At 46.0% G+C, this 17,643-nt stretch carries 15 protein-coding genes; 11 read left to right on the top strand and 4 right to left on the bottom strand.

Annotation, left to right across the window (positions count from 1 at the left end; translation table 11 throughout):
- The first annotated feature begins 106 nt into the window (after positions 1-106).
- From ACLFWI_RS03800 to ACLFWI_RS03835, 8 genes are all read left to right on the top strand, one after another.
- The gene (locus tag ACLFWI_RS03800; RefSeq protein ID WP_446411809.1) at positions 107-1,744 is read left to right on the top strand and encodes a hypothetical protein; all 1,638 of its coding nucleotides are present in this window, start codon (positions 107-109) and stop codon (positions 1,742-1,744) included.
- The gene (locus tag ACLFWI_RS03805; RefSeq protein ID WP_446411810.1) at positions 1,741-2,811 is read left to right on the top strand and encodes a hypothetical protein; all 1,071 of its coding nucleotides are present in this window, start codon (positions 1,741-1,743) and stop codon (positions 2,809-2,811) included. Before ACLFWI_RS03800 ends, ACLFWI_RS03805 begins: the two co-directional genes overlap by 4 nt.
- A gap of 398 nt (positions 2,812-3,209) precedes the next feature.
- The gene (locus ACLFWI_RS03810; RefSeq protein WP_446411811.1) at positions 3,210-5,288 is read left to right on the top strand and encodes an interleukin-like EMT inducer domain-containing protein; all 2,079 of its coding nucleotides are present in this window, start codon (positions 3,210-3,212) and stop codon (positions 5,286-5,288) included.
- Between the two features lie 374 nt (positions 5,289-5,662).
- Positions 5,663-6,196, top strand: a complete 534-nt coding sequence (locus tag ACLFWI_RS03815; protein WP_446411812.1) for a hypothetical protein — start codon at positions 5,663-5,665, stop codon at positions 6,194-6,196.
- Between the two features lie 71 nt (positions 6,197-6,267).
- On the top strand, positions 6,268-7,365 hold the full coding sequence (locus ACLFWI_RS03820; protein ID WP_446411813.1) for a DUF2235 domain-containing protein: 1,098 nt from the start codon (positions 6,268-6,270) through the stop codon (positions 7,363-7,365).
- A 231-nt stretch (positions 7,366-7,596) separates the two neighbouring features.
- On the top strand, positions 7,597-8,760 hold the full coding sequence (locus ACLFWI_RS03825; RefSeq protein WP_446411814.1) for an alpha/beta hydrolase: 1,164 nt from the start codon (positions 7,597-7,599) through the stop codon (positions 8,758-8,760).
- A 118-nt stretch (positions 8,761-8,878) separates the two neighbouring features.
- Positions 8,879-9,403, top strand: a complete 525-nt coding sequence (locus tag ACLFWI_RS03830) for a hypothetical protein (protein WP_446411815.1) — start codon at positions 8,879-8,881, stop codon at positions 9,401-9,403.
- 207 nt (positions 9,404-9,610) lie between these two features.
- Positions 9,611-9,904 (top strand): hypothetical protein, encoded by a 294-nt coding sequence (locus ACLFWI_RS03835; RefSeq protein WP_446411816.1) that lies wholly within the window; start codon positions 9,611-9,613, stop codon positions 9,902-9,904.
- A gap of 138 nt (positions 9,905-10,042) precedes the next feature.
- Here ACLFWI_RS03835 and glgB read toward each other — a convergent pair whose 3' ends face one another.
- Together glgB and ACLFWI_RS03845 are read right to left on the bottom strand one after the other, a co-directional pair.
- Positions 10,043-12,334 carry a 1,4-alpha-glucan branching enzyme gene (gene glgB, locus ACLFWI_RS03840; protein WP_446411831.1) on the bottom strand — a complete coding sequence of 764 codons (2,292 nt, stop codon included), beginning with the start codon at positions 12,332-12,334 and terminating at the stop codon, positions 10,043-10,045.
- Between the two features lie 407 nt (positions 12,335-12,741).
- The gene (locus ACLFWI_RS03845; RefSeq protein ID WP_446411832.1) at positions 12,742-12,993 is read right to left on the bottom strand and encodes a hypothetical protein; all 252 of its coding nucleotides are present in this window, start codon (positions 12,991-12,993) and stop codon (positions 12,742-12,744) included.
- 377 nt (positions 12,994-13,370) lie between these two features.
- Here ACLFWI_RS03845 and ACLFWI_RS03850 point away from each other — a divergent pair, with 377 nt between their 5' ends.
- Together ACLFWI_RS03850 and ACLFWI_RS03855 are read left to right on the top strand one after the other, a co-directional pair.
- Positions 13,371-13,616, top strand: coding sequence for a hypothetical protein (locus ACLFWI_RS03850; RefSeq protein ID WP_446411817.1), 246 nt, complete (start codon positions 13,371-13,373; stop codon positions 13,614-13,616).
- A gap of 9 nt (positions 13,617-13,625) precedes the next feature.
- On the top strand, positions 13,626-14,480 hold the full coding sequence (locus tag ACLFWI_RS03855) for a hypothetical protein (protein ID WP_446411818.1): 855 nt from the start codon (positions 13,626-13,628) through the stop codon (positions 14,478-14,480).
- Positions 14,481-14,671: 191 nt separating this feature from the next.
- On the opposite strand, the gene ACLFWI_RS03860 is transcribed toward ACLFWI_RS03855, so the two are convergent.
- Entirely contained in the window at positions 14,672-15,082 is a 411-nt protein-coding gene (locus tag ACLFWI_RS03860; RefSeq protein WP_446411819.1) for a hypothetical protein, read from the bottom strand.
- 5 nt (positions 15,083-15,087) lie between these two features.
- Entirely contained in the window at positions 15,088-15,351 is a 264-nt protein-coding gene (locus ACLFWI_RS03865; protein ID WP_446411820.1) for a hypothetical protein, read from the bottom strand.
- A 332-nt stretch (positions 15,352-15,683) separates the two neighbouring features.
- Here ACLFWI_RS03865 and ACLFWI_RS03870 point away from each other — a divergent pair, with 332 nt between their 5' ends.
- On the top strand, positions 15,684-17,558 hold the full coding sequence (locus ACLFWI_RS03870; protein WP_446411821.1) for a tetratricopeptide repeat protein: 1,875 nt from the start codon (positions 15,684-15,686) through the stop codon (positions 17,556-17,558).
- Positions 17,559-17,643 lie beyond the last annotated feature (85 nt).

The raw sequence follows: 17,643 nt of genomic DNA on the forward strand, positions 1-17,643 counted from the left end.
TGGTCGTCCTAATTTTCTCTCATCACAATGAATTAGCCCTGCTTTTTAAGGGGGAGACCAAAGGATTAAAATAGACGAAGTAAAACGCCATCCGACTAGGTGTTAAATGAGTCAGCGATTAAAAAAAAACCTTGTCCTGCCCCAAGTAACGTTACAACTCCATTCCGGTACAGACTTGGTTCTCCAGCTATTGATCCGGAATCAACTTCAGGAAGCCGTACTTCTACGTCCGACTCTAGATGATTGGCTACTTAATAGCAGTGAGATTTTGCCCATGGTGAGTCGTTTAGAACCGCCTTATGTTTATTTGTTTCCAGAGTATGAATCTACCTGTCAATTAACGGTTCCAGTTCCCGACTATTTGCCGAGTGGGACAAGCCTGAAAACCTGGTTAAGATTTCCCGGTTGGCTAGAAGACGCTATTCCCATCCAATTGGAAATATTAGAACCAACAGAAACTAGCAACAGCACTCCCGTAATCCATCCCTTAATGGTCACCTTTCCGCCACCGAGAGACAGCAAGGAAAACTACTTAGGAACGGCTGAACCCAGTACCGCCGGAATCTTTGGTCTGATGTCGGGGTTAATAGATTTGGATAAAATTCCTGCCCGTTGGTTGATCGCAGAACTGCTAACACGGCTGTGCCAACATGGAACCAATTATGCCCAGACGCCCCAAGGGAATGAACTCCTTACCCAACTGAGTCGCACCCAGTTCTTTAAAAATGGCGTTTATGCCTTTTCCTCTGCCCAAGTTCCGGCTTGGATAACAAGTAGTCTATCCATGGCGAATACTATCCTCGCCGCCCAAATTGGACAACGACATCTGCTTTCCATTTGGGAGGAATGGTTATTTGATTTAGCCCAAACTGATATTGAACTGGGAGATGGGGGAGGTAGGGGAGTTAACTCAGAATTGAATAAGGGCGGGTTTTGCTCAAACGTTACTATTAATAGCGACAAGAAAGTCCCTAAACCCGCCCCGACAAACCCGGTTTCATATCAGCGAAGTGAAGGATCAATCCTCAATACTCAAAACCCTGAACAATGGTTTGCGGGACTGATTTTGGGACTTGCCCAGGTGTCACCTAGAATGGCAAATTGTTTTCGGGCGATCGCGACTCACGAATCCACTCTACCTGTTGTTGATAATACCATCGCTGCCCAAGCCAGCTACAGTTTAACCACCGGATTACCTGGACTGGATGCGCTTCCGGGGCGTTGGTTGGTGGTGGAACTCCTGATTCTGCTAGCCCAACAAGGTGATACCTATAGCCGCACGGAATCCGGTAGCCAATTACTTAATCAACTTAGCCGTACCCGTTTCTTTAAGAATGGTGTCCTCGCCTTTGCTTCAGCCCAAGCCCCCCGATGGCTAGTCATCAGTCAATCGGCGGCGGCGGCGTATCATTCCTCTCTGGGGGTGCAGATGGGACAAGGGGGATTACTTCATGTCGGCGAACGATGGTTGTGGACATTAGTTGCCAATGCCTTAAACGTTAAAGGGATGGACAACCCCGTTTCTGTATCCAATGCAGCGACAAAAACTTTCGTCTCCGAATTGGGAATGGATGCCCAGCGTTGGTTTGTGGGGATTCTGTTGGGACTGATTCAGGTGTCACCAAAGATGGCGGATTGGGTGCATGCGATCGCGGATCAAGCCCCACCCCCTCTCACGCCTACTCCAACTTCCCCTGTCATATTCAATGATGTTCTCAATGAAGGAGGTTCTTTGGGACGATGAATGTCAACGAACAAGTTCTCCTTAACCGTGTCGAAGCCCTACGCATTCCCTTAGAAGATCCCAGCTTACCCCTAGATTGGAAGGATTGGTATCATTTTATTTTGCTGGATCTGAAAACGGGAATTCGCCTACTCGTCAACGCTACTTTAATTGGCAAACCGGAACAGGGGCAGATGCAAGTTAGCTTTATTGTTAATTTGCCCTCCGCCCAAATTACTCCAGAACTGGAATCTGACATCTCAGTAGCAACCTTTGGCACAACCTTTAGCTTGGAATGGCAAGCTGACATGGTATGTCGTCATCCCTTACGTCTACAAGGTAGGGGGATTACTCTAGAAATCAATGGCATGAACTCATCGGTTCAAGTTCACGATGAGAGGGCGCAGCTTTCTGTCAACGTTCGAGGACAAGCTGAAGCGATGCCCCTATTAGTAACTGAAGATGCACCATTCGGTAGTGGTTTTATTGGTTGGGGGTTAATCCCAGGATTAAAGGTTTCGGGAGAACTATCCGTTTGTGGGCGATCCTTTGCCATTGATCACGACTGGTTTTGCTATCACGATCGCAATTTTGGTCGGTTTCGCTGGGGCGAGGATATTGGTTGGGAATGGTTTGTCGCTTATGTTACGGACAAAAAGGGCAGATCGTTCACCCTCGTATTGGATAAACGCACGAATAAAGACCATTCGGTTAGTGGTTTACCCTATATTTTTATCTATTCCGGCACTCGTTTGCGGAAGGTGTTTTTGGGTTCTACGTTACAAATTGATTGGGATTGGTCTGCTTCTGCCAGTTTACCGTTACGTCTACCTGGAATTATGGCGTCCCTGTTTGGCGATCGCACGGTGAGTATGCCCCAACGGTTGCAGGTTCAAGCGGCTGATGACCAGGATCAATTGTCACTAACTATGGCATTTGATGCCACGAGTGAGTTAATTGTACCCGATAATCAGAATCGCCAATATACCTTTATTGATGAAGTGACGGGTGCGGTTGACGTGACTCTCGTGCTGCAAGGGGAAACGATACAGGCTAGGGGGTTTGCCTATGGCGAATATGTTCATTAGTTTGTTCGTAGTAAGCGATGCGAGCGCTTCTACAATTATCATCACGTTAAATACGCAGATGAGAGGGTTATGAGTCAACTCAAACATTATCTGTTGGTTATGGTATCTTCTCAAGTAATATGAATTTTTATGAACATGTCAAGGGATCGTAACAATTCCTACACCTATTTAGAAGTTCCCCCCACTGTGTTGGAGGCGCTTAAGCAGAAGGCGTAGTAGAGATGTTCCGGTGGAACGTCTGGGAGCTTGGGCAAATTGTGTAGGGGCGGGTTTCACGACTATCTTTTCGGTTACATCCAAATGTAAATAAACCCGCCCCGACTTGACAAATGACGAATGACAAATGACAAATGACGAATGACCAACTTTTCAGATGCGGGTGAAGGAAACAGGAAAGCATGAACCATAACGAAGCCCATCTCCAGATCACAGTGCAGTCGGCGGCTTATAACCAGGAAAATTCGGCTCGGATTACTGTCAATGACGAAGAATTCGGGTTTAACCCGTACAATCGGGGACTGAATGTGGCGGTTATCCATGAAGTAACGGGTCAAAAGCTAGGTGGCGCCACCTTTGATACCTTTGGTGATCCCAGTTGTGCGATCGCGTTTGCGGAATGGATGGAGAGTCTGCCTGTTGGTCGAATTGTGGCAATCGCGCTGCAAGATGAGGCGAGTGTCTATCTGGATGAACGGGCGAAAAATGCCTGTGCTGCTTTAGGTGCTTATTGGGTTTATTATCTACAATTTCGCAGTTCTTGGGCGATGATTGGTCAAAAGGGAGCGACACCGGGAACGGCGACTGAAGCGTTATCGGATGAGTATGGCGTCACCTGTTCTCGTTCCTTTACACTACCCTCAATTTTCACAAATACGGCGACAATTTCGGCGATATCAGGGGGTGGAGAGTACGGCGTTTTAACTCATATTAGCCACAATGGATCTGTGATCCCGATTCCGGGAGGATATCAGCGGGGGTTAAATGTGGTGGTGTTTGAACCTGCTACTGGCAAGCCCCTGTCGAGTGGTTCGTTTGACTTGTTTGCGGATGCCTCTGTTGCTGATGTCTTTGCCCAACAGATTGAAGCGATACCCGAAGGGAAGATTGTCGCGATCGCACTTAAAGATGATGCCTTTGTCAATCTCTCCCAAGCTGCCAAACAAGCCTGTCGCGCGATCGGTAGCCGTCTGATTGATGGGTTGCAATTTCGGGGTGCTTGGTCAATTGTCGGATATAAAGGCGCTTCTCCGGATGCCGTGATTGAAAATCTGAATAATTCTGGGTTCACCTCCGTCAAAGCCTGGATGCCTTTAGTCATACCCTGCCCAACCTGGCAGCCTAAACAAAAGCTACAACCCCCAGATTTACCCGAAAAAGGGATCTTTGGCAGCGCTATTGCCATGAGTGGAGATACCGCGATTATTGGGGCGCGTTTGGCTCAAGTTAATGGTTGTCCGGCTGTGGGCAGTGCCTATATTTTCCAACACCACAACGGTGTGTGGATGGAAACACAGAAACTCCAACCATCGGGGTTTGGGCGTCAAGATGTCTTTGGCAATGCAGTGGCGATTCAGGGAAATCTAGCAATTGTCGGTGCCTATTTTACCGATGCCCCTGATTGCCCCAATGCCGGGAGTGCCTATATTTTCCAACGGGAAAACGGGGTGTGGAGGGAAACACAGCAACTTCAACCCGTCGATTTACAGGAAAATGACTGTTTTGGGAGTTCTGTGGCGATTGGTGACAACATGGCGATCGTTGGTGCTTATACCGTAGACGCCGAAAGTCGTCCTCAAGCTGGGAGTGCCTATATTTTCCAGTTAGAAAACGGGGTGTGGCAACAAAAACAGAAGCTGCAACCTGCTGACTTACATCGCGGGGATGGGTTTGGCGGTGCAGTGGCGATTAGTGGAAACACGGCGATCATTGGGGCGCGTCTTGCCCAAGCAAATAGCTGTCAATTTGCCGGGAGTGCCTATATTTTCCAGTTAGAAAAGGGGGTGTGGCAACAAAAACAGAAACTGCAACCGGATGACTTACAGTATGGGGATAATTTTGGTAATGCGATCGCGCTCACTGGCGAAGTCGCGATTATCGGTGCTTATGGCGTCGATGCCCAAAGCTATCCCGATACTGGCGCTGCCTATATTTTCCAACATGAAAACGGGGTGTGGCAACAAAAGCAGAAGCTGCAACCGACTGACTTACAGCGTCAAAATGGCTTCGGCTGTTCGGTTGCGATTCAGGGACAAGTGGCTGTCGTGGGTACTTCTGATGCCGGAAGCGCCTACATTTTCCAACTCAATCAGGGAACATGGCAGCAAAAACAGAAATTATACTCCCCAGAGGTGCAACCAAAAGACGGGTTTGGGTATACCGTTGCTCTGAGTGATGGAGTCGTGATCACAGGGGCGCATAATGCAGATGCTCAAGGGCGCCCTTATGCGGGTAGTGCTTATATCGCATTTCCATCGTAAACGTGAAACTCTACCTCCTCCCCTGGCTCAGGGGAGTTGGGGAAGAATAAGCGGTTCAGTCTTTAAACCTTAATGTCAAGAATGGCTCTCATCCTAGTTGTAGTGCGTTTAGCGAAGCCATGCCGCAGGCTTTGCCTCTTGCTCGCTACTCATACCCAATAGATACAGTTGCATAACTGATTCAAATTGTTTTATTAAGAAAAACAAACGAAGGTTGGCTTAAGGCTAACATATCAGACATTATAGAAGCTTGAAGGTTAGCAACCCATTAGTTGAAGCTGTAATAGGTTGTTACTCCGCGTGGACATGCGGAAGTGGCGATTCTGAACTACCTTTTAAAGCAATTATTTGCCGAACTTATCGTAGAGGTAACTATGACTATTAAAGCTGAATCTGAGCAATCAGTTTTGACTCATTCTCGTGATGTGACAATTATCAATATTGATGCGCGGGTTAACAACAAAAATAACCCCGTCATAAAATATTTTAGATCCGGCACTTATGAGGTTCAGTTTATTGGTCAATCTCAAGGCGGGATGTATGATGCCTGGAGTCGTTGGAATTTTGTCTATGAATGTGATGAAAATGGCGAGAATTGTACAACCGGATGGCTTAATGAATACTACATAACATCTAGTGAGTTTATAATTAGCGTACCCACGACAGGTATATATGCAACATCAGAACTCGCCCTATCTAAAGCCAAAAACACTTCATTTACACTAAAAGTTGGCAGTGATATCAGCTTTTTTATCAGTGATGATCTCCTTGCAGATAATCAAGGGGGAGTGTCTTTATTCGTCAAACAAAAACACATTCGCCAACCCCCATCATTACTGGGGAATTTACTGTTAGTCGGCTTACTGATTGCTTCAGTTGCCCTAACCTGGTTCATTTTAGATCTTTAAATCAGCAACTATAGCCAAGGGAGAATCTACTGTTTATGCCAATTCAGTTTTTTTAGGAGTAGAAATCATCAATGAAGCGTCTGGTTGTTTGTTGTGACGGAACCTGGCAAAAACTAACGAGTCCTTATCCGACGAATGTGGTTAAGATTGCTCAAGCAGTTAAAGCAACGTGTAGTCAAACTATTCCCCAAATCGTTTTTTATGATGAGGGAGTAGGTACAGAGAACCCATTTGCTAAGATTTTTGGTGGAGCTTTTGGCAAAGGTATTGATCGAAATATAGAAGATTGTTATCGTTTTCTTTGCTTAAACTATGAACCCGGCGATGAAATTTATTTGTTTGGATTCAGTCGCGGTGCTTATACGGTTCGCAGTTTAGCCGGAATGATCTTTAACTCAGGACTATTACCGCGACAAAAGATTCGCAAAGCTCCTGAAGCTTACGAGAACTATCGCTCCCGTAAGAGTGAAGATAAACCCGATTCCTATAAAATGGAACAATTCCGCCAAGACAATAACGCCGAGCAAGTTCCAATTACGCTTCTTGCCTGTTGGGATACAGTCGGTGCCCTTGGCATACCTAATTTATCAGCTTTTCTCTCCTTCGACCGAAAAATTAATCAAAAATACGCCTTCCACGATACCTCATTGAGTCCTATTATTAAGAATGCGCTACACGCTGTTGCTATTGATGAGCAACGTGAGGTTTTCGATGTCACACCCATGCAGATAAGCCGCAAAAGCGAATATAAGGGTCAGCCGGTGGATCAATTCCTGCGTCAAGTCTGGTTTCCAGGCGTTCATGGCTCAGTTGGCGGTGGGAATCTGAAACAGAGTGGTTTATCGGATGGAGCGTTGCAGTGGATGATTGACTCCATTGAACAACTGCGCCAACAACAGCGTCTTGGGCTGGAACTTGATCCAACGGTTATCGAATATGATGTCCAGAAATATGGCGTCTATCCTAACCCGACTATCCAGTTCAGCACTGAACCGCAGACTCTTATTGGTAAGTTAACGTTCAAAACTGGACGCAAGATTCGCCAAGTTAGTGATGACTTTGATGATCTGCATGAGAGTGTTAAACAACGTTGGCAAAAAGTTTTCGATTACCGACCTGCAAATCTGGAAAAATTTAAATCCCTGTTAGATAAATACGGACAGATGTAGACGCTTTCCTAACTTGTCTCTGGGTGACATGAATTCATGTAGTCCCTAAAAATTGAAAACTGCGATACGCGATCAAAGAATTCTCTGGTTCATTCAAAACCATGTCCTTGAGCGCAGCGAAGGATCAGTCGAGGCAAGTTGAGTCACATCTTTTGTGAGGTATAGCAGAAGACTCCAATGATCCAAGGCTCCAAGGCAGAAGGTATAGTTATGACAACAAACTCAAACACCATGATTACTCCAACAGCTGATCAAATCGCCCAAACTAAAAAAGCGATTGAAAATTACTACATTTCTTGGATATCCCATCCAGACAAACGTGAAGGCGTTGCTCCCTTTTATCAGATGCATGAACCGCGAGAATCAATTCGCGGGACAGTGATGATCTTTCATGGCTTTTCGGCTAAACCGATGCAAATGTTTTTGGTGGGTGACTACCTGTTTCGCAATGGTTTTAATATTTATCAAATTCCCTTGGCGGGTCATGCATTTGTACCACCCGATAGTTATTGGCCCAAAGTTGACCTCAAGCCAGAATTTCGTGATTCTCTACGGGAAGAAGCCCGAAAAGATGCCGTTTTAGACCTTTTCTTGTCTAATCGCGATAATAAATCCCAGGGGCAATTTCAACGATTGACAACGTTTCAGAAGATGGCGCTGATTGGTCGGATCATCAAAATGGCACCCCAGCTATTGGATATGGCATTGGCAATTGAGCGACCCAATGACCCGGATTTTGATCGCTATTTCATGTCGTCTCATATGAAGTATTTGACGGATGCACAGGAACGTTTGGCAGAATTGGATGCGATGCCAGGACCAATTTATACGGTGGGACTCTCTGTTGGTGGTGCCGTTGCCCTAGGTCTGGCGGCGTCTCGACCGGATCGGATTAAAAAGGTGGTGGCTTATGCTCCGCTTTTGGAAGTGTCTAATGAAGTTAATGAGCGTTACATTAACCTCACTGGCCCCTTAGATTTGAGAGAATTTTCTTGGGAACAAAATATTAGTTTTCCAGTGGGCTGTTTAACTGCTGCTAATCGCTTTGGCGCCTTTGTTCGTAGTAATAAAAACCGAGAAACCTTAGAGAATATTCCGACATTTTTGGTATTAACCGAGAACGAAGACGCGGCTGATCTGAAAACCAACCAGAGATTCTTTGACCAAATAGGGGCGAAAGGCAAGGGACACTGCTACTATCTCTATCCCGCCAGTGACCTTGTACCTCATCCTATGGTAGACCCGATGGAAGTGAGTCAGGGGATGACGAATCGTTTCTGGAAGAGTTTGTATCAGGAAACCTTCCGCTTCTTGACGACAGGTGAGGTTGATGCGGATAACATGAGCAACCTTGAGGAAGCACCAGATTTACCGCCGATGCCAACTTATTCGTAACTGGGAGCTGGGGGAGTGATGTAGAGACGTGCCATGGCGCGTCTGGGAGCTGGGGAAGAGGATTACCAATGAACCATGAACAATGAACCATGAACAATCAACATAAGACGAATAACAAATGACAAATAATGAACAGTTGGCACAATGGTTATATCGCCTTGTAGAAATCCTGCGTAGCCAAGGAAATTCGACATGGCGGAGGTTGGTTCAGACTGTTTCTGGCAAAATGGCTGTAATCGAGCTAGATGGAACTCAATTGCGACTTTGGGCGCAGGGAGATGAGCGGTTGCAAGTTCACATCGAATCCTTGGCGGAACCCCAACCTGTTCACTTTTGCAGCGATGCTGAAACCTTGAGAGATATCATTACGGGTTTTGTGACATTGGATGCGGCGGTAATGAGTGGCAAAATTTATGTCCGGGGTGATTTACGCGACTTACTGGGTATCAATCAGGTCGTCATGGGCATTTTAGCCGACAGTGCGATTAATTTACAGTTACAACGCCTCTGGAACGAATTTGATCACGTCTGGTTTCCTACCCCCTCTCCTCCCCCTTGTCAATCCCTTGACCAACAAAAACCATCCCGTGGTTATCTGATTAACCAAATACCCGCCGATGTACTCAACATCGAAGTGGATTGACATCACCCGAAAGGGCGATATACACTGAGTTTTCGTCGTCTGCTTGGTAAATTTTACGGAGTTTTACCAAGATTCTTAATGAAGATTTAAGATTTCTGACAATTTCGTTTATTGGAGGCGATCGCGCCTATTCTGATATACAGAGCGCCGATTAACGGCAACGCTAACTTTCTGTTCACTCACTTGCCATAACGAGCTAATTATTTTATGACTACTCTACCTACATTGATTCGTTCCCTCGCTTTAACCGCCCTACTCAGCTTTATTGCTCCCGTTGTCCTCTTCTTAGGATTGTTTGCCTTTCTATGCACTATGAGCTGGGTTCCTGGCTTGGAAACCCTTGGTCAAACAGGCGCAAACGATTTGTTACAGTTTCTGGCGATTTTTGGGAACGGATGTTCCGTGGAAGGGCTGACTGTGATTGGCTTAACCTGTAGCTTTGTGGCAGCCTTATTTGATACCTACGCTTTCTATAACTATCAGCATCTCAACAACCACTAATGTAGACCATTGTAACCAATGATTTCCTCTATTCGGTTAAATTACCTTGGGCAACCTGGTTATGGTGCAACCAATCTCCCGTCATGTTGATGACGGGAGAATTTTAACCGAGGAGCCTGAACCCAATTTTTCCGTCAATCAAGACTGATCTGATCCCAGGGCGGCGGCTGTCTTTTCCCGATTGAGCTTGAGAATTAACACACCCAGGGGAGGTAAACACAAGTCCAACGAATAGGGTTGATTGTGGAACCACCATTCATCGGTCCACTTACCGCCCAAATTCCCCATATTACTCCCACCATACTCGCGAGCATCACTGTTAAACAGTTCCGTGTAGAAGCCCATTTCTGGAACCCCGACTCGATAATGGCTATGGGGCTGAGGTGTGAAATTGCAAACCGTGACCACAAACTCTTCAGAATCCTTAGCACGGCGGATAAATGCCACCACACTATGGCGATTGTCACTACAATCAATCCATTCAAACCCAGCTTCAGCATAATCTTGGGTATAGAGAGCAGATTCTCGTCGATAGACTTGATTCAGGTCACTCAGAAACAGCTTCAACTGCTGATGGGGTTCGTATTGTAGTAAATGCCATTCTAAATCGCCCCAGACATTCCACTCACTCCACTGACCGAACTCCATGCTCATAAACAGGGTTTTCTTGCCGGGATGAGTGAACATATAGGTAAATAAGCAACGGACATTGGCAAACTTTTGCCACTCATCCCCAGGCATTTTGCCCAGCATGTTGCTCTTTCCATGCACAATCTCATCGTGAGACAACGCCAGCATGTAGTTTTCAGCATGGTGATACCACATACTGAAGGTGATATTATTCTGGTGGAACTGGCGGAACCAAGGGTCCATGTGGAAATAATCCAGCATGTCGTGCATCCAACCCATGTTCCACTTCAAATTAAAGCCCAATCCGCCAACGTAGGTGGGCCAAGACACCATGGGCCAATCCGTTGACTCTTCGGCAATGGAGAGGATACCAGGAAAATAGCTAAAGATTACATGATTCGCCTGTCGCAGGAAATCGGCGGCTTCAATGTTCTCCCTCCCCCCATACTGGTTCGTCACCCATTCTCCCGGTTGACGACAATAGTCCAGGTAAAGCATCGAGGCGACAGCATCCACGCGAATTCCATCGATGTGGTATTTGTCAAACCAGAACAGGGCGTTGGACACCAGGAAGTTACGGACTTCGTTGCGGTTATAGTTGAAAACTAAGGTTCCCCACTCTTTATGTTCACCCTTGCGGGGGTCAGCATGTTCATACAGGTGAGTCCCATCAAAGAATGCCAAACCGTGACCATCTTTGGGAAAATGACCCGGTACCCAGTCCACAATCACGCCAATCCCATTCTGATGACACTGATCCACGAAATACATGAAATCGTCAGGTGTCCCATAGCGAGAGGTGCAGGCATAGTATCCGGTTACCTGATAACCCCAAGAGCCATCAAACGGATGCTCGGCGACGGGGAGTAACTCAATATGGGTAAAACCCAAATCTTTAACATAAGGAATTAAGCGATCTGCCAATTCCCGATAGGTGAGAAATCGCGCTCCCGGTTTGAGATCAGACACCAGAACCACGGGTTCAGGCTTGCCATCCGCACCAATGGCGGGTTCGGCTGAAGATGCATGCAGCCACGAGCCTAAATGCATTTCATAGATAGAAATTGGCTGAGTTAGGGTATCGGTATGGCGGCGCTGCTCCATCCAGTCTTGATCATTCCAAGTATAGGTATCGAGATCGGCAACAATCGAGGCGGTTTTGGGGCGGATTTCTTGGCGGAAACCATAGGGGTCAGATTTTTCGTAAATATGCCCATCATAGTTTTTGATTTCATACTTGTAATGGTCGCCAACTGCCACTTCTGGGATAAACAGTTCCCAAATGCCTGTGTCACCCTTCCGCATTTGGTGCTTGCGCCCATCCCAGTGGTTAAAATCACCTAAAACCGAAGCGTTGCGAGCATTCGGAGCCCAAACGGCAAAGTAGACACCCTGAACCCCATCTATTTCCGTGGGATGGGCTCCTAGTTTCTCGTAGATGCGATGATGATTCCCTTCGGCAAATAGATGCCGATCAAATTCGGTTAAGCGCGGCGAACGGAAGGCATAAGGATCATAGATCACCCGCTCATGTTCGCCTTCTTTGAGGCGTAACTGGTAGTTTGCTAGTTCTTCGATATCGATCTGACATTCAAAAAAGTGGGGATGATGCACTGATTGCATCGGATAGTCTTGGCGTTGTTCTGGTAGCACAACCCACACGGCGTCAGCATTGGGGAAATACACCCGCACTGCCCAGGTGGTCTTTCCATCCTGTTCTAATCGGTGCGGACCGAGTATCTCAAAGGGGTCGTGATGTTGATTCCAGACAATTCGGTCAATCTGTTCAGGGGCAATCATGGGAAACATCGAGGTATCTACTTCAGTGAATGGAAAATGGGTGTTAAATAATTTTAATATTTATATACTTTTTTGATTTTTTCTACACATTTGGGGGAAATTGGGGTATGGGCAAGCATTATAGCCTGTCGGTTTGCCACAATCGTGATACAAACAGACTTTGACAGAATACTCTTCATCATCCTATTCTCGGTATCCTATCTGTGGCAAGCATACACGGAATTTGACAGCAAGCCGGATCTGTGAGCGAAGAATCCCCGCACTTTTAGGGCGGGGACTGTCAACCCGGTGTCTTGAATGACCCACCTGTAAAAAATTTTCCCGGTTTTTCCTAGAAGGGCGGATGTGAGTGAAACCCGCCCCGGAAAAATTGGTTGACAAGTTTGGCAGTATTGTGCTAATTAACGTTAAAATGGGGTGACTGTCCGCACGAGATCAAGCAGTTGCAGCATAAAAACAGTTTGCCTGATCTGAGGATCGAGTTGCGGGGGAGTTTTTCGTTGTGCTAATTCAGCTTTAAGTTGGGCGTATTCGGCGGCGGTAAGCGGTTCCCCATCGATTGGCGATCGCGCCTCCGTGATAATCTCGGTTCTCAACACCTCTTCAGGTAAGTCATCTGGGGGAGGTAACGCCAAAGTTGGTTGAGCCACCCAACCCATTAATCCCAGGCAGATACTAAAAACTATACTGTTTTTCACGCTTTTAAGCTCAAAATCCTTTCGAGTGTAAACATAGAGGTAGCATCTACATCTGTTGTGAGTGTGAGCCGTAGCTCATCATGTATCCGACATCGTAACACTATGGCGTCGAGTCAGAGTATCATCGTTTGGTGCGAACCTACCCTAATTCGCGCGATCGCTTCGGAATCCCAAACCCCTGATATTCCCACCCAGATACCTGCTCGCTTACAATTGGGGCGTGTCTGTAGGGGCGAGCCGCTTGCATCAATCAACAACTCAATTCCATTCAATTTGTTCGGCTCGCCCTATATTCAACCTTTTTTCTCAACCCCCCCCAAATCTTGTAGAGACGTTGCATGCAACGTCTCTACAATGCTAGACACCGCGACAATTTAGTGACATCCTCCCACACCAAATCAAAGATTATGTGGCGAGGTGTAATGCTTCTTCACATCCCTCAATCAGGTCATCTAAAATGGGATTTGCTGCGTCTTGCAGTTCAGATTCTGGAATGTTGGTATAGTCAGAGAATGCGGCTAACCATTCCTGACGGATTATACTTCGCAGATGGCGCTAAAGCGCAACTACAAACCTTTTTATGACAGGGAATTATGAAGGTTAGTTTTGGATTTGGGTACATCGCCAGCCTGATTCTATTGGCTAGTTATCCGGTGCTGACAATATTGACAGAAGCGACTCCTGCTGTAGCGGATGATACGGGAGTGATTCGGAAAGTTGTACTCCTGGATTTATGGGAAAGGGGGAATGGGTTTCGGTTGTCTCCAGAAGTTACTCAAATTACAGTTGTTGAGAATTATGCGATCGCGCACTGGTTTTGGGACAATAGTACTGGGGAGACGGTGGTGATCAATCAGAATAATCAATGGCTTGCGATCGCGTCAACCCAAACTCCATTCACCCCCAGCACCCTGGCTAGCTATGGGATTCCCCGTGAAACGGCGCGACAGTTAATTAATCGCGATCGCGCTAATCCCAACACACCCTCAGAACAACCTCCGGTAGCGAATCTATTCACCCCTGTCTTACCGCAACTCCAGCAACAAACCGATACCTTAATTTTATTACCTAGCCAAATGCCGAAGTTTAGACAGCGGATTTATGTGAATAGTTTTAGGTCACCCAATACCTATAGTATTGCCTTAAACTTAAAACAAAACTGCAATGGAATGCCTAATTGTACCCTGGGTGCTTTTAGCGCCACACCAGTGAATCCGATGTATTCTCCTGAAGATAGATTCATCAAAAAAATTCCGCTCACCAATGGGATTTGGGGATACTTTACACCAAGTCGATGCCAGAGTATTTGTACACCAGCGGTGATTGAATGGGTGTGGCAAGATACCCATTACCGAATTGCCTTAAAAGGGATGGGTACAGATGTTAATCAAGCCGAAGCGATAATGGTCAACATTGCTAATTCTGCGATTGAAGCCGGACCCCGTTAAACCGCCTTGGGTTCTTTAGACCTATTAACGTTGACACGGATACCTGCTTGTATCAAATTGGCATCAATGAACTACTCAAATCCGCTCAATTTGTTCGGGTCGCCCTATTTTGAACCGCGCTAAAGTGCAACTACAAACCAGGTTGTACGACGGGCAGCGAACGTTTATAGCGCTAAAGCTCAACGACAAATTTAGCAAATCTGTTTCTGTTTAAAATCAACAAAATCTCGAATTTTATCAAGTAATTCATTTTTTTCAATTTCTTTTTTGTTAAATATCAAGACAAAACTTGTTGCTGATTGCTTTAATGTTTTGATAAATTCATCTAATTCAGCCACCAAAATGGTTTTATCCTTATAATAAATTTGCAGCCCTAGCGATACCCGTTCAAGTCTCAAAGCCTGGGGTTCTTCTGCTATGTCAATCACTAAACTGTTGACTGATGTTATATTTTTGGCTCCAGTGATTAAGGCGTCGAACCAAGAATCTAAATAAGTTGATTCTTCTTGAATTGTTCGATCGCCATCAGTAATTACAATATCGCCCACTGGATCTATGGGATCGATGCCGCCTTCTTCATCGAGTTTCCATTCAATTTTCATCGTTTTTACCTATCCCTAATATGTACAGAACGTAGCCGACCTAAAGAATTGAGAACAACTCGAACTCTAATTTGCTGTCCTCCTAAATTTACATATTGCTCAAAAATTTGTCTGTCTCCCGGATTGCCAATTAAGTTTTCTGGACGACTCGCAATTTGCTGACCAAGTTGGAGAACATCATCAAGAGTTATAGAGGGTTCATGAACTTGGAAGTCTGGCAAATGCTTGCTGATATGTTTTAGATTTTTCTGGTTAATATTTTCGTTCAATAATGGCTAGAGAAATAAGCTGTTCGGCATTTAAACCTTAATGTCAATAATGGCGAAAGCCGTGTAGTGCGTTTAGCGAAGCCATGCCGCAGGCTTTGCATCTTGCTCGCTACTAATACCTAAGGCTTGAGGTGATTTACCAGATGTAATGAGTAAGTCATCGGGATAGGGGAGGGACAGGGTACCCATGGTTGTCTCTGTGGTTAAAAGACGTGTGAGGTAGGCTGTGGCTCAATTCTAGCTTCTACACAATGCTTTGATTTGAGCGGTGCATATTAACATAGGTTAGCCCAAGTCTAGGATATTAACGTAGGTTTTGAGAACAAAACACGATGACAAACTCTGTACCATTACGCGATCGCTGTTTTCAACTGATTGATGAAATTGTCGCCGCGACGCTGAAAGGAAAAATCCGCTCCAAGCGACAGGTTTACCAAAAGCTGGCGTCAGGTGTCAGCAGTGGAACCGGGGAAATGTTTGAACGCTGTCTGGATGAACGTCATAGCAGCACTCAGGCGGAAATCGATAATCCGGCGAGTGAACTCAAACAGGCTAAAGCGATACGGGCGCAGAGGGCGCTGAATATGATTAGCAGCGAATGGGAACGGGTACAGCAGGAGAATCAGGTGTCTGCGGCGATCGCAACCGCCACACAAGGAATTACTCAAGCTGATCACAGTGAACGGTTGACTGCTTTTGTGCGGGCGATCGATCCGAATCGGGAACCTGTTCTGAATCTATCTCAGTTGGCTCAATTAGCCAAAACCCTTCAGCAGGAAGCATCCGCTAGTTCTGATCGCGATCGCGCCAGGGAACTTGAACAGCTAGCCCAAGGAATTACTGGGGGGTTAGCCGCTTGGGGAAATTTGGAAAACGATTTAGTCAGCTGGATTTATGAGCAAAGTCAGGGTTCCTTGGGATTTGAAGAACTGGCTGAACAACGGGGACCTTGGGGACTCTGGGCAAAAAAGGTGAATCGTCCTCTACCTAAGTCATTGTTTCAAGCGCTGGCGTATAATCAACCCCTCGATGAATGGATTCGCCAACAGCCAACATTAGAACTGGATGCTTGGGTGGAATTAACCGTTGTTCTGCAATGGTTACAACGTCGGTTAGTTAGTTGGTTTGATCAACGAGTCTATAACTCCAAAATGGGGGCGAGACTCTCGATTTCCACCTTTATCGTATTTGCGGTAATCTGGTCACAACTTGCCCTGGCATTAAATCAAGCAACGGTTCCCCAACGAGAACGCTTAGTGAATAGTTGTTTTCAGGTGACACTGCAAATTCTTCGCACCTTTGCCCAACGGGAGTATTTTCCCCTGTATGGCGGTGTTTTTGCCTCCTTAAGTGGGAATTATCTACGGAATGCGATGGATTACCTGGATGAACCCTTACGGCGCATTGAAGGAACCGAAGAGAAAGCGCGAATTCTTACGTTATTAGGCTATTCCCAACGGGCGCAAGGTCGATATAATCGGGCAATACAATTCCATGAGCGAGCCTTAGAGATTGCCCGTTCAGCTAGCGATCGCGTCTGTGAAATTGCTAACTATAATCATTTAAGCCGTATTTGTGTGGCACAGAAAAATTATGCCGAGGCGATTAATTATAGCCAACGGGGATTAATTTTAGCACGGCAGGCGGGGGATAAATTAGGCGAAGCCAATGCCTTAGCGAATTTGGGCTATAGTCAGGTCTTTCAAGCTCAACAGCAAGCCCTTGATCCCGATGTCTACGAAAGCGCCATTACTTACCTGCAACAAGGGCGGCAATTGTTAGAACGATTAGGCGATCGCCAAAGTCAAGCCCTTTGTTTATGTAGTTTGGGGATTGCTTATGTGGTTATGCAACAACCCCAAGAGGCAATTACGTATTTAGAACAAGGGTGGCAAGCCGCACAATTTTCTGGGGATTTGTATTTGCAGGGACTTAATTTAGCGTACTTGGCGCAAGCCTACTATCAGTTACAAAACTGGAGTAAAACGATTTACACAGGTAGCTTGGGCGGATATTTATTGGAGCAGATTGGTACAGAAGACTGGCGCAAAGCCGTGGGATTACTGACGATTTTGCAAGGACAATTGGGAGGGGAAGTGTTCCAAGATATGTTGCAGCAGCAACGGTCAAAAATCATTCCTTTAATTGGGGTAGATGGGTATGATTACCTGCCAGAATTATTGGAAAAATATCGAAATTCGATGTGATTGGTCATTGGTCATTCGTCATTGGTCATACTCGTGAGTATCCAAGCACCCAATTATGTCATTCTGAATGGAGCGAAGCGGAATG

Origin of the sequence: Coleofasciculus sp. (genome assembly GCF_046539235.1) — a bacterium.
In the GTDB taxonomy this organism is placed as follows: Bacteria; Cyanobacteriota; Cyanobacteriia; order Cyanobacteriales; family Coleofasciculaceae; genus Coleofasciculus.